This is a genomic window from Photobacterium sp. Ph5, from assembly GCF_022129445.1.
GTDB lineage: Bacteria > Pseudomonadota > Gammaproteobacteria > Enterobacterales > Vibrionaceae > Photobacterium.
The window spans coordinates 16456-41869 of record NZ_JADQAQ010000010.1 but is presented as its reverse complement, the minus strand read 5'-3'; the positions used below and the strand labels follow the sequence as shown (position 1 = coordinate 41869).

At 40.2% G+C, this 25414-nt stretch carries 20 protein-coding genes; 10 read left to right on the top strand and 10 right to left on the bottom strand.

Annotated elements, in window-relative coordinates; translation table 11 throughout:
* Nucleotides 1-118: 118 nt before the first annotated feature.
* From pspF to I3259_RS06105, 6 genes are all read left to right on the top strand, one after another.
* On the top strand, nucleotides 119-1144 hold the full coding sequence (gene pspF / locus I3259_RS06130) for a phage shock protein operon transcriptional activator (RefSeq protein ID WP_238028809.1): 1026 nt from the start codon (nucleotides 119-121) through the stop codon (nucleotides 1142-1144).
* A 137-nt stretch (nucleotides 1145-1281) separates the two neighbouring features.
* Nucleotides 1282-2901: an ABC transporter substrate-binding protein SapA gene (gene sapA / locus I3259_RS06125; RefSeq protein ID WP_238028808.1), complete on the top strand. Its 1620-nt coding sequence runs from the start codon at nucleotides 1282-1284 to the stop codon at nucleotides 2899-2901.
* A 3-nt stretch (nucleotides 2902-2904) separates the two neighbouring features.
* Nucleotides 2905-3867: an ABC transporter permease subunit gene (locus tag I3259_RS06120; RefSeq protein ID WP_238028807.1), complete on the top strand. Its 963-nt coding sequence runs from the start codon at nucleotides 2905-2907 to the stop codon at nucleotides 3865-3867.
* Nucleotides 3854-4741 carry a putrescine export ABC transporter permease SapC gene (gene sapC / locus I3259_RS06115; protein ID WP_238028806.1) on the top strand — a complete coding sequence of 296 codons (888 nt, stop codon included), beginning with the start codon at nucleotides 3854-3856 and terminating at the stop codon, nucleotides 4739-4741. Before I3259_RS06120 ends, sapC begins: the two co-directional genes overlap by 14 nt.
* Before the next feature lies 1 nt (nucleotide 4742).
* The gene (locus I3259_RS06110) at nucleotides 4743-5744 is read left to right on the top strand and encodes an oligopeptide/dipeptide ABC transporter ATP-binding protein (protein WP_238028805.1); all 1002 of its coding nucleotides are present in this window, start codon (nucleotides 4743-4745) and stop codon (nucleotides 5742-5744) included.
* Complete coding sequence (locus I3259_RS06105) at nucleotides 5741-6565, top strand: ATP-binding cassette domain-containing protein (protein WP_238028804.1); 825 nt, start codon at nucleotides 5741-5743, stop codon at nucleotides 6563-6565. The genes I3259_RS06110 and I3259_RS06105 overlap by 4 nt, the downstream gene beginning before the upstream one ends.
* A gap of 63 nt (nucleotides 6566-6628) precedes the next feature.
* On the opposite strand, the gene pyrF is transcribed toward I3259_RS06105, so the two are convergent.
* From pyrF to aroA, 7 genes are all read right to left on the bottom strand, one after another.
* Nucleotides 6629-7339 (bottom strand): orotidine-5'-phosphate decarboxylase, encoded by a 711-nt coding sequence (pyrF, locus tag I3259_RS06100; protein ID WP_238028803.1) that lies wholly within the window; start codon nucleotides 7337-7339, stop codon nucleotides 6629-6631.
* A 154-nt stretch (nucleotides 7340-7493) separates the two neighbouring features.
* Nucleotides 7494-8663, bottom strand: coding sequence for a lipopolysaccharide assembly protein LapB (gene lapB / locus I3259_RS06095; protein WP_238028802.1), 1170 nt, complete (start codon nucleotides 8661-8663; stop codon nucleotides 7494-7496).
* Nucleotides 8664-8669: 6 nt separating this feature from the next.
* Nucleotides 8670-8954 carry a lipopolysaccharide assembly protein LapA domain-containing protein gene (locus I3259_RS06090; RefSeq protein WP_005366997.1) on the bottom strand — a complete coding sequence of 95 codons (285 nt, stop codon included), beginning with the start codon at nucleotides 8952-8954 and terminating at the stop codon, nucleotides 8670-8672.
* Between the two features lie 129 nt (nucleotides 8955-9083).
* Nucleotides 9084-9374, bottom strand: coding sequence for an integration host factor subunit beta (gene ihfB, locus I3259_RS06085; RefSeq protein ID WP_008986714.1), 291 nt, complete (start codon nucleotides 9372-9374; stop codon nucleotides 9084-9086).
* A 79-nt stretch (nucleotides 9375-9453) separates the two neighbouring features.
* A complete protein-coding gene (gene rpsA / locus I3259_RS06080; protein WP_005370867.1) occupies nucleotides 9454-11124 on the bottom strand; it encodes a 30S ribosomal protein S1 in 1671 nt (556 codons plus the stop codon).
* 123 nt (nucleotides 11125-11247) lie between these two features.
* Nucleotides 11248-11925, bottom strand: a complete 678-nt coding sequence (gene cmk / locus I3259_RS06075; protein WP_238028801.1) for a (d)CMP kinase — start codon at nucleotides 11923-11925, stop codon at nucleotides 11248-11250.
* Nucleotides 11926-12142: 217 nt separating this feature from the next.
* Nucleotides 12143-13423 carry a 3-phosphoshikimate 1-carboxyvinyltransferase gene (aroA, locus tag I3259_RS06070; protein ID WP_238028846.1) on the bottom strand — a complete coding sequence of 427 codons (1281 nt, stop codon included), beginning with the start codon at nucleotides 13421-13423 and terminating at the stop codon, nucleotides 12143-12145.
* Nucleotides 13424-13585: 162 nt separating this feature from the next.
* Between aroA and I3259_RS06065 the strand changes: the two genes are divergently transcribed.
* Complete coding sequence (locus I3259_RS06065) at nucleotides 13586-14011, top strand: NUDIX hydrolase (RefSeq protein ID WP_238028800.1); 426 nt, start codon at nucleotides 13586-13588, stop codon at nucleotides 14009-14011.
* A 141-nt stretch (nucleotides 14012-14152) separates the two neighbouring features.
* The gene (locus I3259_RS06060; RefSeq protein WP_238028799.1) at nucleotides 14153-14677 is read left to right on the top strand and encodes a lipocalin family protein; all 525 of its coding nucleotides are present in this window, start codon (nucleotides 14153-14155) and stop codon (nucleotides 14675-14677) included.
* Nucleotides 14678-14709: 32 nt separating this feature from the next.
* Here I3259_RS06060 and I3259_RS06055 read toward each other — a convergent pair whose 3' ends face one another.
* From I3259_RS06055 to gyrA, 3 genes are all read right to left on the bottom strand, one after another.
* On the bottom strand, nucleotides 14710-16725 hold the full coding sequence (locus tag I3259_RS06055) for an EAL domain-containing protein (RefSeq protein ID WP_238028798.1): 2016 nt from the start codon (nucleotides 16723-16725) through the stop codon (nucleotides 14710-14712).
* Nucleotides 16726-16917: 192 nt separating this feature from the next.
* Entirely contained in the window at nucleotides 16918-18000 is a 1083-nt protein-coding gene (gene serC, locus I3259_RS06050) for a 3-phosphoserine/phosphohydroxythreonine transaminase (protein WP_238028797.1), read from the bottom strand.
* A gap of 441 nt (nucleotides 18001-18441) precedes the next feature.
* Entirely contained in the window at nucleotides 18442-21105 is a 2664-nt protein-coding gene (gyrA, locus tag I3259_RS06045) for a DNA topoisomerase (ATP-hydrolyzing) subunit A (protein WP_238028796.1), read from the bottom strand.
* Between the two features lie 753 nt (nucleotides 21106-21858).
* Here gyrA and ubiG point away from each other — a divergent pair.
* Nucleotides 21859-22569, top strand: a complete 711-nt coding sequence (gene ubiG, locus I3259_RS06040; protein WP_238028795.1) for a bifunctional 2-polyprenyl-6-hydroxyphenol methylase/3-demethylubiquinol 3-O-methyltransferase UbiG — start codon at nucleotides 21859-21861, stop codon at nucleotides 22567-22569.
* 548 nt (nucleotides 22570-23117) lie between these two features.
* Nucleotides 23118-25385 (top strand): class 1a ribonucleoside-diphosphate reductase subunit alpha, encoded by a 2268-nt coding sequence (nrdA, locus tag I3259_RS06035; protein ID WP_238028794.1) that lies wholly within the window; start codon nucleotides 23118-23120, stop codon nucleotides 25383-25385.
* Nucleotides 25386-25414 lie beyond the last annotated feature (29 nt).

Genomic DNA, 25414 nt, shown 5'->3' with positions numbered 1-25414 from the left:
GATATATCAAGTACTGTGCCAACTTTTAAACTATTAAATATCAATAACTTAATTTATCAACAACTTTTAATCAAGCTATGATATAGTTAATTTAACTAATTAATAGTGAGATTAACCAATGCGTAAGACGGAAAACTTAATCGGTGAATCTGATGCTTTTCTAAGTGTTCTAGACCAAGCATCACGCCTCGCTTCGCTCAATCGCCCCATTCTTATTCTTGGTGAGCGAGGTACTGGTAAAGAGTTAATCGCCCAACGCGTTCACTACTTATCAAAGCGTTGGGATCAACCTTTAGTGACACTTAACTGTGCCGCACTCAGCGAAGGCGTCATTGATTCTGAATTATTTGGTCATGAAGCTGGCTCTTTTACAGGGGCGAAAGGTCGCCACCAAGGACGCTTTGAACGTGCAGAAAATGGCACACTTTTTTTAGATGAATTAGCGACCGCCCCGATGGGGGTTCAAGAAAAATTATTACGCGTAATTGAATACGGTGAGTACGAACGCGTAGGCGGCAATAAACCTTGCCTAGCGAATGTGCGCCTAGTTTGTGCAACTAATGAAAATTTACCTAAACTCGTTGCTGAAGGAAAATTTCGAGCAGATTTACTTGATAGACTGGCTTTTGAAATCATCCATCTTCCACCCTTACGTGAACGACAAGAAGATATTTTACCACTAGCAGAGCATTATGCTGTTCGTATGTGTCGAGAACTAGGCTACAGCTATTTTGCAGGTTTTTCACAACACGCAAAACAACAACTACTCGATTACCAATGGCCAGGGAATATTCGTGAGTTAAAAAACGTTGTCGAGCGCTCTGTATTTCGTCATAGCACCGAAGATGAACCCATAGCTGAAATTTATACCGATCCTTTTGCCACTGCTTGGCAATCTCGTGCAGCAACGCCACAACAACATGCCGCATCGGCTGAGAAAACAACGATTCAACAACACCCAGCAACCATTGAATTACCACTTGATTTACGACAACATCTCCAAAATCAAGAAATCATGCTAATTAATGATGCGCTTAAACAAGCTCGTTTTAATCAAACGAAAGCTGCTGAACTTTTAAGCTTAAGTTATCATCAGTTAAGAGGGTTAATCCGAAAGTATGACATTAACGTTAACGGTGATTAATCAACCAAATTAGCGTAATAATTAAAGATAAGTAACGGTTTTAGACTAATTCCTTATAAATAAAGCAGGATAGCTTGGTGGCGGTAAAAGAAAAATGTTAAATTTAACGACTTAATTTCATTTAACGCCTATTAAATATGAGCGCTTACAGTCGTCTTTTGATTGCCGGCTTCACTTTACTTGGCCTTTTAGGTTGTAAAGAGCCGTCACATGATACCGCTAAGCAAAGCAATGGCTTTGTCTATTGTGGTCAAGATACTCCGACAACATTAAATCCACAGCTAACAGATGGTGGATTAACAGCAGAAACACTCTCGGCTCAAATTTTCGATCGCCTGCTGTTACTCGATCCTATCAGCCATAAACCACTTCCAGATCTAGCGAAAAGTTGGACAGTCAGTGACGATGGTCTGGTATATACCTTTAAGCTGCGTGATAACGTTAAATTCCAACATACTGATTGGTTTACTCCAACACGTCCGCTTAATGCTGACGACGTTATTTTTAGTTTTGAGCGAATCATTAATCCCCACCACCCTTTTCACAATATTTCAGGTGGTCGTTACCCATGGTTTGAAAGTCTTGGGTTCGCTAATTTAATTGATAACATCGCAGCAAAAGATCCTCTAACGGTTCAATTTACTTTAAACCGCCCAGATAATTCTTTCTTATCTAACTTAGCGACCAGCTATGCGGTGATTTATTCTCAGCAGTATGGCCAACAACTACTAAAATCTGGACGTATCGATCTTATTGACACGAAACCTATTGGCACTGGGCCTTTTTACGTTGATCAGTTTATACCCAATGATCTTATTCGTTTAAAACGTAACAAAGATTATTGGCAAGGTGCCGCGCCAATGGAACAAGTGGTATTTGATATCTCAGCCCGTGGTATGGGTAATCTTGCTAAGTTGCTAAGCTCTGAGTGTGATGTTCTCTCATCTCCTGTTGCTAGCCAGTTACCGGTTATTTCAAATAACGATAACTATAAACTACTTGCGCAAACGGGGATGAATGTATCCTTTCTGGCATTAAATACAGAACGCCCGCCGTTGAATAAGTTAGAAGTACGTGAAGCAATTAATTATGCAATAAACAGAAAAACACTACTAAATTCAGTTTACTACGGCACTGCAACCGAAGCAAAAAGCTTATTACCACCAATGTCTTGGGCTTATAATCACGACAGTAAAGCACTTTCTTATAATCCTAAAAAAGCAAAGCAACTGCTTGATGCCGCAGGCTATGATTACAAACAAGTACTGACAATGTGGGTACCACTTGAACCTCGACCTTATAACCCAAGCCCTCGTAAAACGGCTGAATTAATTCAAGCTAATTTAAAAGCAGTTGGTATCAATGTGTCTTTACATCATCAAGAAACGATTGGACGTGTTGGTTTAACTGATACCACTCAATACGATATGGTTCTTGCTGGTTGGATCGCAGATAACGGTGACCCTGATAATTTCTTAAGACCATTATTATCATGTAATGCTAAAAAAGCAGGGCTCAATGTAGCTAACTGGTGTGATCTAGGTTTTGATAATTTACTTGAAATTGCACTACGCACAAATAAGCAACAACAACGCCAAGCATATTACCAGCAAGCGCAAAATATTTTGGATCAACAAATACCTGTGATCCCTCTCGCTCATGGTGTCCATTTCCAAGCTCATAATAAATCGTTGGGTGGTTTGCAGATGGATCCATTTGGCTCGCGATCTTTTTCCAGTGTTTATCGAATTGAGTAAAGTATGTTTATTTATACGATACGTCGCCTAAATTTATTTGTAATTACGTTGTTAATACTGACCTTGATTGGTTTTAGTATTTTGCGTTTAGACACCCAATTGCAATGGGCACATCAAAGCTTTTTCAGTGGTTGGATTTTATATTTAGACAACTTACTTTCAGGCAACCTTGGTATCACGGCTAATGGCGTACCAATTAGCAGTGAAATTTTAACGGTTTTCCCTGCAACGTTAGAGCTCTGCTTTTTTGCTTTTATACTATCCTTAATCGTTGGAATTCCACTTGGTACTATCGCAGGTGTACACCGAGGACAGCCTCTTGATACTATCATTTCATCAATAACCTTGCTGGGCTATTCCATCCCACTATTTTGGTTAGCGATGCTATTGATTCTATTATTTTCACTAAATTTGGGCTGGCTACCTGTTTCTGGGCGTTACAGTTTGTTATATCAATTTGATCATGTCACAGGCTTCGCTCTAGTTGACATTTTGTTATCAAATAAGCCATACCGCATGGATGCATTTATTAATGCACTACAACATTTGGTATTACCAACCATTGTGTTAGCGATGGCACCAACAACGGAAGTAATACGTTTAACCCGTGCCTCAATTTCAGACGTAATGACAAAAAACTACATCAAAGTTGCCCAAACAAAAGGTTTATCGACCTTTGAAATCGTTCGTCGCCATGCCATGAAAAATGCCCTGCCCCCGATTATTCCTAAACTAGGGATGCAGTTTGCAGCAATGATGACCTTTGCCATGCTTACGGAATCTATTTTTAATTGGCCGGGTATTGGTCGTTGGTTACTTAATGCGATTGCAGAGCAAAATTATGTTGCCATTCAAGCTGGTGTAATAACAGTCGGCAGTTTCATATTATTGGCTAATATTTTATCTGATTTGGCTGGTGCTATGGTGAACCCATTAGTAAGGAAGGAATGGTATGCCATCAAATAGTGTTTACCAAGAAGAAACAATCCCAACCCAATGGGAGCGTGCTTGGCAAAATTTCAGAGCAAACTCACTGGCAATGTTTGGTCTATGGTGTTTGCTGTTTTTGCTTATTATCACCCTAACAGCACAATGGCTAGCGCCCTATTCTCCGATAAAACAAGTTGGTGAGCTTCTCATGCCACCATCATGGGACAACTCGGGCCATGTGAACTTTTTCTTTGGTACCGATGATTTAGGCCGTGACATTTTATCTCGCCTAATCATTGGTTCACAGCTCACGTTTGGCTATGCCTTATTAGTGGCCTTTGCATCCAGCGTTATAGGTTTACTGATCGGTATTCTTGCCGGAATGAGCCAAGGTTTAAAATCAAGCTTTCTAAACCATATTTTAGATACCGTCCTGTCTATCCCTTCTCTGCTACTGGCTATCATTGTGGTGGCTTATATGGGGCCAGGGGAAACACATATCCTACTCGCTATTTGGCTAGCATTAATCCCTCGTTTTATTCGAGCTGTGTACACTGCAGTTCATACTGAAGTGGCTAAAGATTACGTTATAGCGGCACGATTAGATGGCGCAAATAATTTTTATCTCTTGTGGAACTCAATCTTACCCAATATTTTAACCACCATCATTACTGAAATGACCCGTGCAATATCTATTGCCATTTTAGATATTGCCGCATTAGGTTTTTTAGGGCTAGGTGCGCAAACACCGCAACCCGAATGGGGTGCAATGCTGGGTGATTCTGTTGAACTTATTTACCTTGCACCTTGGACCGTCACATTACCAGGTCTTGCCATTATGTTTAGCGTTCTAGTGATTAATTTAGTCGGTGATGGCCTTCGCCAAGCACTTAATGCGGGGATTGATTAATATGCCATTACTCGATATACGCAATCTCACTATCGAAATCGATACACCACAAGGTATGGTGAAAGCGGTTGATAGAATGAGCTTAACGATTAACGAAAGTGAAATTCGTGGTTTAGTGGGTGAATCAGGCTCAGGTAAAAGTCTTGTTGCGAAAGCAATTGCTGGCGTGTGTAAAGATAATTGGCGTGTAAGTGCTGATCGCATGCGCTTAGGCGATATTGATTTACTCACACTATCTCATCGTGAGCGACGTAAAATTGTTGGACGCGAGATGGCAATGATTTTCCAAGAGCCATCAACCTGTCTTGATCCTTCAGAGCCGATTGGGGAACAGCTGGAAGAAGCAATTCCTTCATCCTCTTTCACTGGGCATTTTTGGCAACGCTTTCATTGGCGCCAAAAACAAGCTATCGCACTTTTGCATAAAGTCGGAATCAAAGAGCACAAACGTGTCATGCGTAGCTACCCTTATGAATTAACAGATGGTGAATGTCAAAAAGTCATGATTGCAATGGCGATTGCGAACCGTCCTCGTTTATTGATTGCTGATGAACCAACCAACGATTTAGATCCTATTACTCAAGCGCAGATTTTTCGCTTATTAAGTCGAATGAATCAGTTAGGTAATACCACTATTTTATTAGTCAGTCATGATCTTACGACTGTTACTCAGTGGGCTGATAGAATTACGGTAATGTATTGTGGACAATCAGTTGAATCAGGTACTTCTAAGCAATTGTTAGAATCACCACACCACCCTTATACCGCCGCGTTAATGCGTGCTATGCCTGATTTTAGTTTAGAAAACATTAGCCATAAGACAAAACTAGAAACATTACCGGGGTCGATTCCTCCACTTCAACACTTACCCATTGGTTGCCGATTAGGTCCTCGTTGCCCTCACGCCCAACGTAAATGTGTTGAAGTGCCTAAACGTAGAAAAATTAAAAACCATAAGTTTAGCTGCCACTTCCCGCTAAACATGGAGGAAGACAACAAATGAGTTCGTTACTGGAAGTAGAAAATCTTAAGAAAGATTACCACTACCGCTCAAGTTTTTTCCGTAGACGTACCATCGAAGCAGTAAAACCAGTCTCTTTTCATCTTGAAGCAGGTGAAACAATTGCGTTACTGGGCGAAAATGGTTCAGGTAAATCAACCTTAGCAAAAATGCTATCCGGTGTTATCGAACCAACCAGCGGTATTATTCGTGTAAATGGTGACACCTTATCAAGTGGTGATTACCAAACGCGCTGTAAGCTGATCCGAATGATTTTCCAAGATCCGAATACGTCACTTAACCCTCGTATTCAAATTGGTCGTATTCTGGAAGGCCCATTAAAACGTAATACCAATATGACGCCGCAAGCGCGTGAAAAACGTATTATGGATACGCTCAAACGCGTCGGCTTACTCCCTGAACATGCTTATTTTTATCCACAAATGCTGGCAACGGGTCAAAAACAGCGTGTTTCATTAGCCCGTGCTCTCATTCTTCAGCCCTGTATTATCGTTGCTGATGAAGCGCTTAACGGACTTGACATGTCCATGCGCTCTCAGATGATAAATCTGTTATTAGAATTACAAGAAGAAATGGGGTTATCCTATATCTATGTATCACAGCACATGGGAGTGGTAAAACACTTCAGTGACAAAGTAATGGTAATGCAAGACGGTGAAGTGGTGGAAAAAGGCCGCACTACAAATGTATTTAACAACCCAAAACATCCACTGACACAGAAATTATTAGATAGCCACTTTAGCTCTCCAAAGAAAGATAAAAGTACACGTATTAATAATTCAACACCAAAAATTAGCACATAATCGGTGTCAATTAAGATCAAAAAGCCCGCATCAAAGCGGGCTTCTTCATTTATATAACGGTAACTACGTAAGCGATCTATTTATCTCAGCCAAGACACTTGCAGGATCCGCAGCTTGTGTAATTGGTCGTCCAATCACAAGATAATCAGAACCAGCAGCCATCGCCTCTACTGGTGTCATAATTCTACGTTGATCACCCGCATCACTCCCTACAGGGCGAATACCTGGTGTTACCAACTTAAAGCTCTGACCCAAATCTTGCTTCAAGCTATGTGCTTCATGTGCAGAACAAACTACCCCATCCAACCCACTATTTTTAACTAAATTCGCTAGATTTAAAACCTGTTGTTGAGGTTCACGCTCAATACCAATACCAGCAAGATCAGATGCTTCCATACTCGTTAAAACCGTAACACCAATCAATAACGGACGGTCTTTACCATAAGGCTCAAGAATGTCACGCGAAGCCGTCATCATACGCTCACCACCACTTGCATGAACGTTAACCATCCACACCCCAAGCTCAGCAGCCGCTTTTACAGCCTTTGAACAAGTATTTGGTATATCGTGAAATTTCAGGTCTAAAAATACAGAATGTCCCCTTTCATGCAATTGACGCACAAAATCAGGACCAAAAAAAGTGAACATCTCTTTACCGACTTTTAATCGGCAACTTCCCGGCTCAATACGATCGACGAAAGCGAGTGCCTCATTCTGATTATCATAATCAAGGGCTACGATTACTTTAGGGTCTATTACTTTAGCGTCTAGCATTGAGTCTCCTGTGATATCTAATTGTTTCCTACTGCAGCAATCCAGCCGCGCGCAGATTTTACATCAAACGCAAACGTTTACGAATAAAATTAACGTTTCATTAGACATAAAAAAACCAGAACATATGGTCTGGTCTTTTTATTCATAACAAGCATTATTCGCCATCCAATCCACGAATGGGTTTAACTTGTCCCCAGCTCTTACAAGATGGACACTGCCAATATAATGAGTGGGTAGCAAACCCACACTGGCGACAGCGGTAACGCGGTTTAATTTTTAATTGCTCACCAACGAGATGTCGTAAGCTGGTCAAACTTTCTTTTGCTCGACCTTCTTCCGCTTCATCTAAATGATATTCCATTAACTGGTAGAAGCCTTTCATGGTCGGGTTCTTTTGTAGCTGACGAGTCATGAATGCTTGAGCAGAAACGGCTCCTTCATTTTTCGCAATTTCGTCTGCTAACATGAGTTCAGCTGAAGCGCCCGCTTTAACTTCAACGCATTGCTGTAGATATTTCAGCCATCCCGATTCATTATGCAATGCTTCATAACATTCTAATAACAGAGGTAAAGCCTCGCCAATAAATTCAGCATCTTGCTCAAGAACACGTTCAAGCGTTTTGGCTGCCTGCTTAAATTCTCGATCTTTGATCTGAATTTTAGCCATAGTGATCGAAGCGCGGACACACTGTTTATCCGCTGAGAGTGCCTTTTTCAAACACTGAATCGCTTTATCCTGATTCTGTGCACTCATCTCAAGCATGGCAAGTTCACACCAATAATGTGCAATATCATGCTTTAATTTGGTTTTACCTAACTTAACAAGTTGGGAAGCCATATCTATCGCATTCTCCCACTCTCGTGTTTGCTGATAGATAGACAATAACTGCTGTAAGGCAGGTTTTTTATATTCAGGCTCATCCAGTAATTGTTCAAAGATGCGTTCGGCACGATCTAAAAAACCGGCAACCATGTAATCTTTTGCTAACTGCTGAAGCGCCAAGTTACGTTGTTCTATCGTCAAGTTAGGACGAGCAATCAAGTTTTGGTGAATGCGAATAGCACGATCGACCTCCCCTCGGCTTCGGAATAAGTTACCCAAAGCAAGGTGAGTATCGATAGTTTCGCTATCAACTTGAAGCAGCTCAATAAACAGATCAACCGCTTTATCTGATTGATCAGATAACAGTAAATTAAGACCTGTCACGTATTGACGAGATAAGCGATGAGACTGCTCTTGTCGATTATTACTTGCGCTCCTGTTACCCATATACCAGCCATAAGCTGCCGCAATGGGTAATAGTAGGAACAACAGTTCAAGCATTAATACTTATTCCTTTACAGGCTGTGCGCGTAGAGAATCTAGTTCTTGTTGCTGTTTTGTCACTTTCTTCGCTAAACGATTTTTAGCAAAACGTGCTTTTAGATATAACGTACCACAGATCAACCAGCCAATGATAAAGCCAGAACCAAATGCAATACCTAATAGCGTTGATAATTGGAATTCGCCTTGAGCAACTAGATAGTCAAAGTTTACTAAAATTTGGTTTTGCGCACCGAGAGCCAGTGTTATTAAGAATGCAGCAACTAAAACAATAATACCCAAAATTTTCATCGTGAATCCTCTCACTAAATCAACAATATGATAGCTTGATTATGCAGTAATTTTGCTCATCAGACCATGATCAAAAGACATAAAAAAACGGCATACTGAGAGTATGCCGTTTTTTTGTTCTATTCGCGGTTAAGCAGCAATTGATGCATTAACACGGTCACGTAATTCTTTACCTGGCTTGAAGTGAGGAACGTATTTACCGTCTAACTCAACTTTATCACCAGTTTTAGGGTTACGGCCTACGCGAGGAGCACGGTAATGCAATGAGAAGCTACCAAAGCCACGGATCTCAATGCGATCGCCTTCAGCAAGCGTGTTCGCCATATTTTCAAGGATATCCTTGATTGCATCTTCTACTTGTTTAGCAGAAAGATGTGTTTGTTGACTACATAGTCTTTCAATTAACTCAGACTTTGTCATAAACACTCCGTTTTAGTAAGTTTCTCAATAGTATAGCCGTTTAGAGGGAAAAAGCTAAGCCTATTCCCTCTATGCTCAATTATTCGCCTTTAGCAGCTTTGAAAGCGTCAGCCATAGCATTACCGAACGCAGCATCATCTTGCTTGTTCAGAGTAGCCATTGCTTCTTGCTCTTCAGCAACGTCTTTAGCGCGTACAGATAGGTTGATTACGCGGTTCTTACGATCAACGCCTGTGAATTTAGCTTCAACAGAATCGCCAACAGAAAGAACTAGAGTTGCGTCTTCAACACGGTCTACAGATGCTTCAGAAGCGCGTAGGTAACCTTCGATGCCTTCGCCTAGCTCAACAGTTGCGCCTTTAGCGTCAACAGCAGTAACTTTACCAGTTACTAGAGCACCTTTCTTAGTATCAGCAACGAAAGAGTTGAATGGGTCTTCTTCGATTTGCTTAACACCTAGAGAGATACGCTCACGCTCAGCGTCTACTGCTAGAACTACTGCAGAGATTTCGTCGCCTTTCTTGAAGTCACGAACTGCGTCTTCACCAGAAACATTCCAAGAAATGTCAGATAGGTGAACTAGACCGTCGATGCCGCCTTCAAGACCGATGAAGATACCGAAGTCAGTGATAGACTTGATCTTACCAGTAACTTTGTCGCCCTTAGCTTGCATTTCTGCAAATGACTGCCATGGGTTAGCTTTACACTGCTTAAGACCTAGAGAGATACGACGACGCTCTTCGTCGATATCAAGAACCATAACTTCAACTTCGTCGCCCACGTTAACAACTTTAGATGGGTGGATGTTTTTGTTAGTCCAATCCATTTCAGAAACGTGTACTAGACCTTCAACGCCTTCTTCGATTTCAACGAAGCAGCCGTAGTCAGTTAGGTTAGTTACGCGGCCAGTAAGCTTAGTGCTTTCTGGGTAACGCTTAGCGATTGCAACCCATGGATCTTCGCCAAGTTGCTTAAGACCTAGTGATACGCGAGTACGCTCACGGTCAAACTTAAGAACTTTAACGTTGATTTCATCGCCAACATTAACGATTTCAGAAGGGTGCTTAACACGCTTCCAAGCCATGTCAGTGATGTGTAGAAGACCGTCAACACCGCCAAGATCAACGAATGCGCCGTAGTCAGTAAGGTTCTTAACGATACCTTTAACTTCCATGCCTTCTTGTAGAGAAGCAAGTAGTTCATCACGCTCAACGCTGTTCTCAGACTCGATAACTGCGCGACGAGAAACAACAACGTTGTTACGCTTCTGGTCTAGCTTGATTACTTTGAACTCAAGTTCTTTGTTTTCTAGGTGAGCAGTGTCACGAACTGGACGTACGTCTACTAGTGAACCTGGTAGGAACGCACGGATGCCGTTAAGTTCAACTGTGAAGCCGCCCTTAACTTTACCGTTGATGATACCAACAACTGTTTCAGCATCTTCGTAAGCTTTTTCAAGCTGGATCCAAGCTTCGTGGCGCTTAGCTTTCTCACGAGAAAGTTTAGTTTCACCGAAACCGTCTTCGATCGCATCAAGAGCAACGTCTACCTGAGCACCAACTTCGATTTCTAGTTCGCCAGCAGCGTTCTTGAATTCTTCAGCAGGAATAGATGACTCAGATTTTAGACCAGCGTCAACTAGTACGTAACCGTTTTCGATAGCTACTACAGTACCTTTAACGATTGCACCTGGGCGAGTTTCAACTTGGTTTAGCGACTCTTCAAAGAGTTGAGCAAAAGATTCAGTCATTTAATTAATCTTCAATATGATAAACAACCATGGGTATCCTACCGCATGGGGTTGATAATAAAGTCAGTTATCATCCATGACACTGACGTTATTTAGCTGTTTACACAACTAAATATGGATTCGTTATTTTAGCTTAGCATCAACATACGCTAAGACTTTCTCAAGTACTTGATCAATCGATAATTCGGTTGAATCCAGCACTAATGCGTCATCAGCAGGGCGTAAAGGCGCTACAGCACGATTGCGATCGCGGTAGTCTCGCTCCTGAATTTCGCTCAAAAGGCTGCCAAAGTTAACATCTAAGCCTTTTTTTTGCAACTGATTCATACGTCGAGTTGCACGTTCTTCTGCACTTGCATCAAGGAAGATTTTCACTTCTGCGCCTTGAAAAACAACAGTTCCCATGTCGCGACCGTCTGCCACAAGGCCTGGATGCTCACTAAAAGCGCGTTGACGACGTAGTAACGCTTCACGAACGCGAGGTAAAGCAGCCACTTTTGATGCTGTATTACCTACTTCTTCGGTACGAAGTGTGTCAGAAACATCTTCACCTTCAAGAATAACCTTAACCAACTCACCTTCTGCAATAAACTGAACATCTAGGTGCGCAGCAAGAGGGACTAAAGCGTCTTCTGATTCGATATCAACACCATGATGAATAGCCGCTAATGCTAAAACACGGTAAATTGCACCAGAATCTAATAAATTCCAGCCCAGTTTTTCTGCTAATAGCATACATAGCGTCCCCTTTCCGGCGCCGCTTGGACCATCAACAGTGATGACTGGAGCATGAGTAGACATAGGTTTTCTCCGATGTAGTTTCCGTAACAGATGAAAGACAGCACCAAAGGTTTCTCTGTGCCTTCAAACGGTGGCACATTATACGGAAAAAAAATCACAATTTATAGTGTAATGTCCTAACCTTATGTTCCTTATTTACGACAATAAAAAAGCCTGATACAAGAAGATCAGGCTTTTAAAAATGTAATCTCAGTTATCAGACAAATTTATTACAGTCTTAACAACTTAATCCCTTCAATTTATCAAAGTAGTCAGGGAATGTTTTCGATGTACATTTCGGATCATTAATGGTCACTGGTGTATCACTCAATGCCACCAGCGAGAAACACATCGCCATTCGGTGATCATCATAAGTATCAATAGCTGCGTGCTGTAATGTGGTTGGTGGCACGATAGTGATATAATCCTCACCTTCTTCAACTTCAGCACCGACTTTACGAAGCTCTGTAGCCATTGCTGCTAAACGATCGGTTTCTTTTACACGCCAGTTATAAACATTACGAATCGATGTTGTGCCTTTGGCAAACAATGCGGTTGTTGCAATAGTCATTGCCGCATCAGGAATATGGTTAAAATCCATATCTACTGCGCTGAGGTCTCCACAACGAGCAATCACATAATCATCACCCCACTCGATATCCGCCCCCATAGCAGCAAGCGCATCAGCAAATTGAATATCACCCTGAATGCTCTTTTTACCAATACCAGTGACTTTTACTTCACCGCCTTTAATCGCAGCAGCTGCTAAGAAATACGACGCTGAAGACGCATCGCCTTCAACAAGTAGTTCACCCGGTGAAACATAGGTTTGATGACCTCGAACAACGAACTCTTGATAATTACGGTTTTCAACTTCAACACCAAATTGCGCCATAATATGTAGTGTAATATCAATGTAAGGTTTTGATACCAAATCACCCTTAATGCGTATAACGGTGTCTGCTTGTGCTAAAGGTGCAGCCATTAAGAAGGCAGTTAAAAACTGGCTTGAAATAGAACCATCAATTTCAACCTCACCACCTTTTAAACCAGTACCAATAATCTTTAATGGTGGATAGTTTTCATTTTCGAGATAAGTAATGTCCGCGCCAGCACTACGCAACGCGTCAACAAGATGACCAATAGGACGCTCTTTCATTCGCGGCTCACCCGTTAGAACAAATTCACCGCCGCCTAAACACAATGCAGCTGCAAGCGGACGCATCGCTGTCCCCGCATTGCCTAAATATAATTCAAGGGGCTCATTAGGTGAAAATGCACGGCCCCCCCCTTCAACCTCACAGACCGTTTTATCTTCAGATAATTGGTAATTCACACCTAACTGCTTTAATCCGTTAAGCATATGTCGAATATCATCACTATCTAATAAGTTAGTGAGGCGTGTGGTACCTGTTGCTAACGCTGCCAATAATAGGGCGCGATTCGAAACACTCTTTGAGCCCGGTAAATTTACTTCACCATTGATCTTAGCTATCGGCTGTAACGTTATACTTTCCATTTGATTATTCATCCAATCCTAATTCTTTAACCTTTAAGCAGATTAACGAATATTGCATCAGTTAGCTAGTACCCGTTCATTGCTAGCTATAACAATAACGATATTTGATTTATTATTTGGTAAAATCAATAGGATGCAACAGTGAATTAAAGGACAGCAGTCATGACGACAACTCCTATGGTCGGGATCGGTATCATCATTGTGAATGAGCAAAACCAGATTTTGATAGGAAAACGAAAAAACAGTCACGCTCCCTACTATTCCATTCCAGGCGGCCATATGGAGGTTGGCGAAACATTTCGTCAATGCGCGATTCGTGAAGTTAAAGAAGAAACAAATTTAACGATTTATGATCCTGAGGTTATAGCAGTAACTAACAACTTAGAAACCTATGATGAATGTGGAAAGCATTATATTAGTGTTACTTTGTTAGCGACATCATTTACAGGCGAATTGCAGCTAACAGAACCTGATAAATGTGAGCATTGGTTATGGGTCGATCCTCATCATGTCCCATCACCACAATTTGATGCTAGCGAACAAGCAATTCGCTGCTATTTAGAAAATCGATTTTGTGTCAGTGAATAAACTAAAAGCACCCTTAGGTGCTTTTAGTTATTGTTCAGTGAGTCCGTGAAAGGATGAATTGGCCTTACCATATAACGAATGACAATATCAGCTTTACTGTTAGTGTCAGATTTTTACCGCCAAATAATTAAGGAATAATTAATGGCAAAATATATCAAATCATTAAGCTTTATCGTGTTAATAGCAACCATGTTTGGATGCACAACAGGTAAACCCAACAATATTGAAGCAGTAACACCTTTTGTCCTTAATAAATACCTGGGGACTTGGCATGAAATAGCAAGAATGGATCATAGCTTTGAGCGTGATTTAGACTATGTCACTGCAACTTACAGTATGAATGAAGATGGCAGCGTAAAAGTCGTTAATCGTGGATTTAACACTCAGTTAAAAGAATGGAAAGAAGCCATTGGTAAAGCCAAATTTGTAGAAAATAATAATGTTGGCTACCTTAAAGTCTCTTTCTTTGGCCCTTTTTATGGTAGCTATATTATTTTCTATTTAGAGCCTGACTATTCAACCGCGCTGATCAGCAGTTACAACTACGATTACTTTTGGTTGCTATCTCGTCAAAAACAAATAAGTCCAAAGCAATTAGAACGTTATATCAACATCGCTAAAAAAGCAGGTTTCGATACAGATAAACTGATATATCCAAAACAATAAACAAAAAGCCAAAGTCAAGCTGTGGCTTTTTGTTAAATCCGGAGCTTATTGTTAACCCAAACCTGTGCCTCATCTAATGGCATAGGTTTCGCAAAATAATAGCCTTGGCAAATATCAATACCGCACTGCTCAACAAAATGCTGCTCATCTGCTGTTTCGATCCCTTCAGCTACCAGCACGCAACCAGTCACTTCACTGATCTTCGCTAACAATTGATAAAGGTTCTTTTCTCGTTCATTGTGCGTATTCAATAGTAACGACCGATCAAGTTTTACCTTATCAAAGTTAAATTTAAGTAAGTGCGGAAATGACGCATAACCAGAGCCAAAATCATCGATAGCAACAGTGATCCCTAATGCTTGTAGTGCCTCTATATTTTTAGAAATCTGCTTGTCTTCAGTAATAATAGCTTCTTCTGTGATCTCGACTTCTAAATTTTCAGGCTCAATATTATAGAAGCGTAAACGCTCCATAATCAGATGAATAATAGCAGGATCTGCAATGCTCTCAGCCGAAATGTTCACTGACACCTTACAACCGTTAACTAAGGGCATAGTTTGCATATCATTTAAAACAAGATCGATAACCATCTGATCTAATTGTTTAATTGCGCCAAGCTGATAGAAATCATTAATAAAGATTGGCGGATTTAGCTTACCCGTTTTATCTTTATAACGAACTAACGCCTCAAAGGATAATTGTGAACTATTAGTTACATTCACCTGTGGCTGATAATGCATCACAAATTCACCGTGATTAAGCATATGATTAACCCGACGGCTTATATCGTGCTTACTCACGTAACTACCCATCATTTGGTTAATATCACCTAAGAAAGTTTTCAAAGTTGAACTTTCTAATTCTGATTGTCGGCTCATCGTCATACTATTTTGACGGCTTCGTCCAACATAATTCAAATAAAACGGACGATAAATGATTACGCCAAGGGTTATCACAACAAATTGTAAGACAACGCCACCAAGACTATTTTGAGTCGCAATATAGCCACTTAAAAATGGTGGCGTCATCCAGTCAACAATCGTTCCAACATGATTAACAATACCTAATGAAATAGCACTGTAAACGACAACAAAACTCACTAACGGCACAAACACAAAAGGCACGATTAGTATTGGATTAAAGATAATCGGTAAACCAAATAGCAATAGCTCATTAATGTTAAAAATAACTAATGGGATCGCAGATATTGCTAACGTGATATGGCGACGATCTTTTGAAAACAATAAAATACAGATTAAAAGGCTAATCGCGTTTCCCGAACCTCCCATTGATAAGAAAGCATCATAAAAACCTTGCCCTAAGACATTTAATGGTGCGTCTCCAGCTTGCCATGCTGCAATATTTATTTGTGTATTTTCAAAAAGCTGCTGTTTAGAACGAAATAAAAAGTTATGTCCATTAATACCCACCGCGCCCAATAGTCCCAAAATAAATTGGTATGCAAGGCCACCTAAAAAAGTTAATGGATTTAATGTTATAAATTTGCTCGCACCAGTACTAAAAACAAGGAAACTTTCCATTAACTTTTCGAGTGCAAGAGTTAGCAATAAAAATGTAAAAAAATGTGCCACTTGTTTATAAAGTGTTTTTACAAAATCTAAACGAGATGGATCAAGAGGAAATAACCGAAACGACACGCAACATATTGCTGAAATAATTGCCGTCAGCAACGCAATAAGCGGATTATTAGGTAATCCTGTATTTGCTGCAACAAGACCATTAGGCACCGAAATCGCAATGTACATAAGCAATGAATACGGCACAACAACCATGGCATTCACACCATGTTTCGTTGAAATGTAATAGCTTGTGATAATACACAACGTAATAGGGTAAATACCTATTAGTAAATTTGAGAAATAGAAAAACGTACTCGCAGCTTGGGTTAAACCTGCGATATTTAAGGAGTGGCCAACAAAAATAGTTATTGCGTTACAAATCGTTAATGGCAATAACAATAAAAAGACAATCGATATATCTTTAATATAGTTGTTGTAATATGACTTAATTGACGTCATTTTCCACATATAACGATAATGGCCATGCAAAAGTATGAGATCGTGATTATATATATGAAAAGCTTTTCATCAATAATAAAACTGTTAGCAGAAGTAACAGAATTAATACCTCTGTTTATATCGTTATACTACAATTGTTATAATGTTTAAAATTAAAAAAGCCATAATATCAACTACTATGGCTATAGCTTTTATTCGATTTTACGCGTTTTCTTTTTCAAACTTAGCCATAAAATCAACTAATGCTTGAACTCCTTCTAATGGCATCGCGTTGTAGATAGATGCTCGCATACCACCTACTGCACGATGTCCTTTCAATGCTTTTAAGCCAGCCAAATCTGCTTGCTCTAAAAACAAGTTATCCAACTCAGCATTTTTTAATTGAAACGGCACATTCATAATTGAACGGTTATCACTGTGTACTTCGTTTATATAAAAGTCAGAATGATCAACAAAGTCATACAATAATTTAGCTTTAGCCAGATTACGCTCTTCCATTGCTTCTACCCCACCGACAGCTTTTAGCCACTTAAAGACTTCAGCAGCTAAGTACCATGCAAATGTTGGTGGTGTATTAAACATCGACTCTTTTTCTACCAAAACCGTATAATCAAGAATACTTGGTAAGATAGATTTAGCTTTACCAAGCAAATCATCACGCACAATAACAATCGTTAAACCAGCAGGGCCAATGTTCTTTTGTGCACCAGCATAAATCACACCGTATTTTGAAACATCAATCTTACGAGATAAGATTGTTGATGACATATCAGCCACAATTGGTTTATCCGTCTGAGGTAAATCACGAATTTGAATGCCATCAATCGTTTCATTAGGACAGAAATGCACAAATGCCGCAGAGTCAGATAGTAACCATTGTGAAGCTGGTAATACTGCCTTTTTACCGTCTTTTTCACAGGTAATATCAATCGCATTTGGCTGGCAATATTTCTTTGCTTCTTCAATCGCACTGTGCGCCCAAAAACCGCCATCCATATAATCAGCAGTTTCTGCATCACCCAGTAAATTTAACGGTACAGCAGCAAACTGACCACGTGCTCCACCATGACAAAACAGTACGTGGTAATTAGCAGGAATATTCAAAAGATCGCGTAAATCTTGTTCTGATTGTGCTGCAACAGCAAGAAACTCTTTACTACGGTGGCTTACTTCCATCACAGAAGTACCTAAACCATTCCAGTTAATCAATTCTTGTTGAGCTTTGGCGAGAACATCTGCGGGGATCATTGCGGGTCCTGCGCAAAAGTTATAAACCTTATCCATAATTTTGACCTTGCTCCTGCTTGGGGAAATAAAAATAAATGCCTATTGCTTCATAAAGCTAATAACACCAAACACATAACGTTTTTAGCATTATAAAACAACATAAGAGAAAACATTGCCACTACAGCAAATGTCAATGCTTTGTTTTTACACCTTTATTAAGCAACTTAAAAGTTTTTATTCTAAATTACTAGCTTGATGAATAAACAAAGTACAAAAAGCCTACCAATAAAAAAATAGCGAGCAGAAGAATATTTGGAATTATTGAGTGTTCCTGAAATATTTCAAATACGACAACGTAGATTTATTCAAAAACTCACGTATTGAGCGTTTTAATAACTATATTGATACATTCTGAATAAAATCAAAATATAGAGATAAAAAAATGGCGACTACTCTAGGAGTAATCGCCATCTCATATCATCAACAAGTTAAGGTAACTTATTCTTGTTCAGTTGAATCATCAGCACTGGTATCAGTTGCTGGCAGCTCTGTATTTTCTACAGTTTCACCTTCAACTAATTCCGCATCTTCAATTAATTCTTCTTCTGGTTCATCAATACGTTGAAGGCCAACAACTTTTTCGCCTTCAGATGTACGAATAAGCGTTACACCTTGAGTGTTACGACCAACACGACTTACTTCAGAAACACGAGTACGAACAAGCGTACCAGCGTTAGTGATCATCATGAATTCATCGCCGTCTTCGGCTTGAACAGCACCAACAACGCTACCATTACGCTCAGAAACTTTAATTGATACAACACCTTGTGTTGCACGGCTCTTCGCTGGGTATTCTGCCAGTTCTGTACGCTTACCGTAACCGTTTTCAGTTACTGTTAGTACATCACCATCGTTATGAGGAACGATAAGTGAAATCACTTTATCGCCTTCAGCAAGCTTGATACCACGAACACCTGCCGCTGTACGACCCATGCCACGAACACCACCTTTCGCGTTGCCTTCAGCATCAATTACAGGGCTTTCGTAGAAGCGAACAACTTTACCAAATGCAGAGAACAGCATGATATCGCAGTCACCGTCAGTAACATCAACACCGATCAATGAGTCACCTTCACGTAGATTAACGGCAATAATACCGGCACTACGCGGACGACTGAAGTCAGTTAATGGTGTCTTCTTCACTGTACCATCAGCGGTTGCCATGAAGACAAACTTGTCTTCTGTGTATTCACGTACAGGAAGAATCGCGGTAATACGCTCATTTTCTTCAAGAGGTAGAATGTTCACAATTGGCTTACCGCGTGCAGTACGGCTTGCTAATGGTAATTGATATACCTTCAGCCAGTACATACGGCCACGACTAGAGAAACATAAAATCGTATCGTGGGTATTAGCAACTAACAGACGCTCAATGAAGTCTTCTTCCTTCATTCGCGTTGCAGCTTTACCTTTACCACCACGACGTTGTGCTTCATAGTCGCTTAATACTTGATACTTAACGTAACCTTCGTGAGATAGTGTTACTACAACATCTTCTTGGGTGATCAGATCTTCCATATCGATGTCGTGGCTAGCAGCAGTAATTTCAGTACGACGTTCATCGTTAAACTGCTCTTTCACTAGCTCTAATTCTTCACGGATCACTTCCATCAAGCGCTCAGAGCTTGAAAGGATGTACATTAGTTCCGCGATTTCATCAAGTAGCGCTTTGTACTCTTCTAAAATCTTCTCGTGCTCAAGCCCTGTTAGCTTGTGTAGACGAAGATCAAGAATCGCTTGTGCTTGTTGCTCTGTTAGGTAGTACTGGTTATCACGTATACCAAATTGCTCTTCAAGCCACTCTGGACGTGCAGCATCTGTACCAGCACGCTCAAGCATTGCTGCTACATTACCAAGATCCCAGCCACGAGCAATTAACCCAGCTTTTGCTTCTGCTGGCGTTGGAGCGCGACGGATAAGCTCAATAATTTCATCAATGTTAGCCAAAGCAAGAGCAAGGCCTTCAAGGATGTGTGCACGATCACGCGCTTTACGCAATTCGTAAATAGTACGACGTGTTACCACCTCACGGCGGTGATTCACGAAGCACTTCAGCATTTCTTTTAAGTTAAAGATTTTTGGCTGACCGTTATCCAGTGCAACCATGTTGATGCCGAATGTTGTTTGTAGCTGAGTTTGTGCATAAAGATTGTTAAGAACAACTTCACCTACAGCATCACGCTTACATTCAATAACAATACGCATACCATCTTTATCAGATTCATCGCGTAGTGCACTAATGCCTTCAACTTTCTTATCTTTAACTAGCTCTGCAATCTTTTCGATTAAGCGAGCTTTGTTAACTTGATATGGGATTTCGTGAACAACAATGGTTTCTTTACCATTCTTCTCTACTTCAATCTCCGCTTTGGCGCGCATGTAAACTTTACCGCGACCCGTTTTGTAAGCGTCAACAATCCCTTTACGACCACTGATCAATGCAGCTGTCGGGAAATCTGGGCCTGGAATGTATTCCATTAGCTGATCAATGGTGATGTCTTCATCGTTGATGTAAGCCAAACAGCCATTGATCACTTCACCTAGATTATGCGGCGGAATATTTGTTGCCATACCTACAGCGATACCAGAAGAGCCATTCACCAATAGGTTAGGGATCTTTGTTGGTAATACTGCAGGGATTTGCTCTGTACCATCGTAGTTTGGTACATAATCCACAGTTTCTTTATCTAAATCGGCAAGTAGTTCATGTGCGATTTTAGACATACGAACTTCGGTATAACGCATCGCAGCGGCAGAATCGCCGTCGATTGAACCAAAGTTACCCTGACCATCTACGAGCATGTAACGCAACGAGAATGGTTGAGCCATACGTACAATTGTATCGTACACAGCACTATCACCATGTGGGTGATATTTACCGATAACATCACCTACCACACGGGCAGATTTTTTATATGCTTTATTCCAGTCATTGCCTAGTACATTCATCGCGAATAAAACGCGGCGGTGTACTGGCTTAAGGCCATCACGCACATCAGGAAGAGCACGACCAACGATTACTGACATCGCATAGTCGAGGTAAGAGCTTTTCAGCTCATCTTCAATATTTATGGGCGTGATCTCTTTTGCAAGATCGCTCATGGAGCCAATATCCCTCAGGTAATTTCTGTCGTATTTTTATACGTGCAAGGCGTAAGAATATAGCATATTACAGCCCTAATAGGCACACCTTTCACGACTTATGTTGTGAGTAATTTAGCGGAAATGAAATAAAACAGAAATAAACGATGTCACAATTGTGAATTGAATATATGTACCTGTTTATAAATTACACACTATTAGAAAAACAACTCAAACTATAATGTAACTATTCTAACTTACCGAATATGTAACGGTTTGTAAAAACTAGAGTGATAACTTAATTTTTAACTGTACGCGTTGCAATTGATTAATGAATCATCGGATTGAGAGATGACTCAACTTTTACAACGCCTATACCCATCAAAATAATGTGGTTACTAACCAATATACAATCACAGGCGGATTTTAGAACACAACCTATCTATATACGCCTACGTCATGAATATATGAGGATACGCTGATGGGTACAGCAATAAATATGATTGGACTATCGATAATCATTGGAAAGTACATATTAATGGCAATACTCGCGACACTCACTTTTCTTGGTGGCTCTGTAAGCCCGGAGCTTATTCCTGCTACCTTGACCTCTTTTAATGATTAGTTTTCGACCAATACATAATCAAATAGCCGAGCATATCTAGTTTGGCTATTTCTTTTCTGAATCTACCTTCCCCTTATTTTACTGCTTTGCAACGTTTCAATTATTTCGCATAATGTGCAGTATCAATTAAGGAAAATGGCATCAATGTAATGAGCAAACCACTAAATGTTGATCCAGCAGAGATCAGTAAATTTGAAGATATGGCCTCTCGCTGGTGGGATCTAGAAGGTGAATTTAAACCTCTCCATCAAATTAACCCCCTTCGTCTAAATTACGTTATTGATCACGCTAATGGTCTATTTGGTAAAAAGGTACTCGATGTCGGTTGTGGCGGTGGTATCTTAGCTGAAAGCATGGCAATTGAAGGTGCTGAAGTAACTGGTCTCGATATGGGTAAAGAACCATTAACAGTTGCTCGTTTACATGCATTAGAGACAGGGACAAAGTTAGACTACATTCAATCAACAGCAGAAGAACATGCAGATGAACGTCCGGAATATTATGACGTCATTACATGTATGGAAATGTTAGAGCATGTTCCTGATCCTGCATCAATTATTGCAGCTTGCGCTAAAATGGTTAAACCTGGCGGACACGTTTTCTTTTCAACCTTAAATCGTAATATAAAATCTTATCTATTTGCGATTGTCGGTGCAGAGCATGTTATGCGTATCGTACCTAAGGGGACACATGATCATAACAAGTTCATTCGACCTTCAGAATTAATAGCAATGATTGATAAAACAGACCTAGAAGATCGTCATATTATCGGTTTGCACTATAACCCTCTTACTAACTCTTATAGTTTAGGTAGCAATGTTGATGTGAACTACATCGTTCACACCCAAAAAGCAAGCTAACCTATATAAATGATGCTTTTGGCTTCAACATTGTGTATTCAATATTGAAGCCATGCTTTGTTATTCCAGTTCATGCATTCTACTCCCCTAGCAATAAACATATCAATAACATTAGACCAATATACTGTGTACATAATCACTCAAAAATATCTTGTTAGATCAAGGGTTACTTAGTATTTATTGATATCAATCACACCAATTTTTGAACCTCTAAAATCACGAAAATTCAATAAAAAAATATTTTTTTTATCATCTAAATCTCACCCTAAAATGTTGCTTTTTGCTATCTAATTGATGGCATTAGCGAGTTAAGTAAGTAGGTACTGACTTTTCTATAAAAATCCCCATCTTATCCACAGCCGCTTAAAAAATGTCATCTTGCAATAATCCAAAATCAACACTATCTTGTAATCACTTTGACAGAACACCCCAAGATGTAGTGTTTCTGTCTGACAATATTTCAATCAAAGATCACATTCTTTGCTAAGATACTTATAAAAGTTATAAAAAAAGCTCATAGCCAAGGAAAATTGGGAAACTAACGAAAAATGACTCAACAACTAACAGTTACCAAGCGCGACGGTCGTACTGAAAGTATCGATTTAGATAAAATCCACCGAGTTATTGAGTGGGCGGCAGAAGGTTTAGAAAATGTTTCTGTATCACAAGTTGAATTAAAGTCTCATATTCAATTTTATGACGGCATTCGCACTGATGATATTCATGAAACCATTATTAAAGCAGCAGCAGATTTAATCTCAGAAGAAACGCCAGATTACCAATACCTTGCTGCTCGTTTGGCGATTTTCCATCTTCGTAAAAAAGCCTATGGTCAATTTGAGCCACCAAAACTATATGACCACGTTAAAAACCTTGTTGAAAAAGGTAAGTACGACGGTCACTTATTAGAAGATTACACAGCAGAAGAATTTGCAGTGATGGATAATTTTATCGATCACTGGCGCGATATGAACTTTTCATACGCAGCGGTTAAACAACTTGAAGGTAAATACCTAGTTCAAAACCGTGTATCAGGTGAAATTTTTGAAAGTGCCCAATTCCTATACATCCTGATTGCAGCTGCTTTATTTAATAAGTATCCAAAAGAAACACGCCTTGATTACATTAAGCGCTTCTACGATGCGGCGTCACTATTTAAAATTTCACTACCAACACCAATTATGTCAGGTGTTCGTACGCCAACACGTCAATTTAGTTCTTGTGTACTTATTGAGTGTGATGACAGCCTTGATTCTATCAATGCAACGGCAAGTTCTATTGTTCGTTACGTATCGCAACGTGCTGGTATTGGTATTAATGCCGGTCGTATTCGTGCATTAGGCTCAGAAATTCGTGGTGGTGAAGCTTTCCATACAGGATGTATTCCATTTTACAAATACTTCCAGACCGCTGTTAAATGCTGTTCTCAAGGTGGCGTACGTGGTGGTGCTGCAACACTGTTCTACCCTATTTGGCACCGTGAAGTTGAATCACTACTAGTACTTAAAAATAACCGTGGTGTTGAAGAAAACCGTGTTCGTCATATGGATTACGGCGTTCAAATCAATAAACTGATGTACACCCGTTTGATCAAAGGCGAAAACATTTCTCTGTTCTCTCCTTCTGATGTACCAGGAATGTACGATGCGTTCTTTGCTGATCAAGATGAGTTCGAACGTTTATACCTGAAGTATGAGCAAGATAGCAGCATTAAGCGTGAAACGATTAAAGCGATTGATTTGTTCTCACTACTAATGCAAGAGCGTGCGTCAACAGGCCGTATTTACATCCAAAACGTTGACCACTGTAATACACACAGCCCATTTGATCCGGCTGTTGCTCCTATTCGTCAGTCTAACCTGTGTCTTGAGATCGCACTACCGACTAAGCCACTGAACAACGTTGAAGACGAAAATGGTGAAATTGCACTATGTACGCTGTCTGCATTTAACTTAGGTGCTATCGATAGCCTTGATGATTTAGAAGAGCTAGCTGAGCTGACGGTTCGTGCGCTTGATGCGTTATTAGATTACCAAGATTACCCACTTCCAGCAGCGCGTCGCTCAACGATGAATCGCCGTACATTAGGTGTGGGTGTTATTAACTTTGCTTACTACTTAGCGAAAAATGGTGTTCGTTACTCAGACGGCAGCGCAAATAACCTAACACATGAAGCCTTCGAAGCGATTCAATATTACTTATTGAAAGCTTCTGTAAACTTAGCGAAAGAGCAAGGTGCTTGTCCTGCCTTTAATGAGACAACATATTCACAAGGCATACTACCTATTGATACGTATAAAAAAGATATCAATAATATTTGCTCTGCTGAATTACGCTACGATTGGGAAACATTACGCGAAGAGATCAAAACACATGGTCTACGTAACTCAACCCTATCGGCATTAATGCCATCAGAAACATCATCGCAAATTTCAAATGCGACAAATGGTATTGAACCTCCGCGCGGTTTCGTATCGGTAAAAGCATCAAAAGATGGTATTCTCAAGCAAGTTGTTCCTGAGTACGCTAAGTATAAAGAGAACTACGAGCTACTATGGAATATCGGCAGTAACGATGGTTACCTACAACTTGTGGGTATCATGCAGAAATTTATCGACCAAGCGATCTCGGCGAATACTAATTATGATCCAAGTAAGCAAGTTGGCGGTAAAGTTCCAATGAAGTTACTACTTAAAGATCTACTAAATGCTTACAAACTTGGCGTGAAAACACTTTACTACCATAACACCCGTGACGGTGCCTCTGATAGTCAGGGTGATATGGCAGCAGATGATTGCACCAGTTGTAAAATTTAATTATTAAATGGGAGCCGCATGGCTCCCCT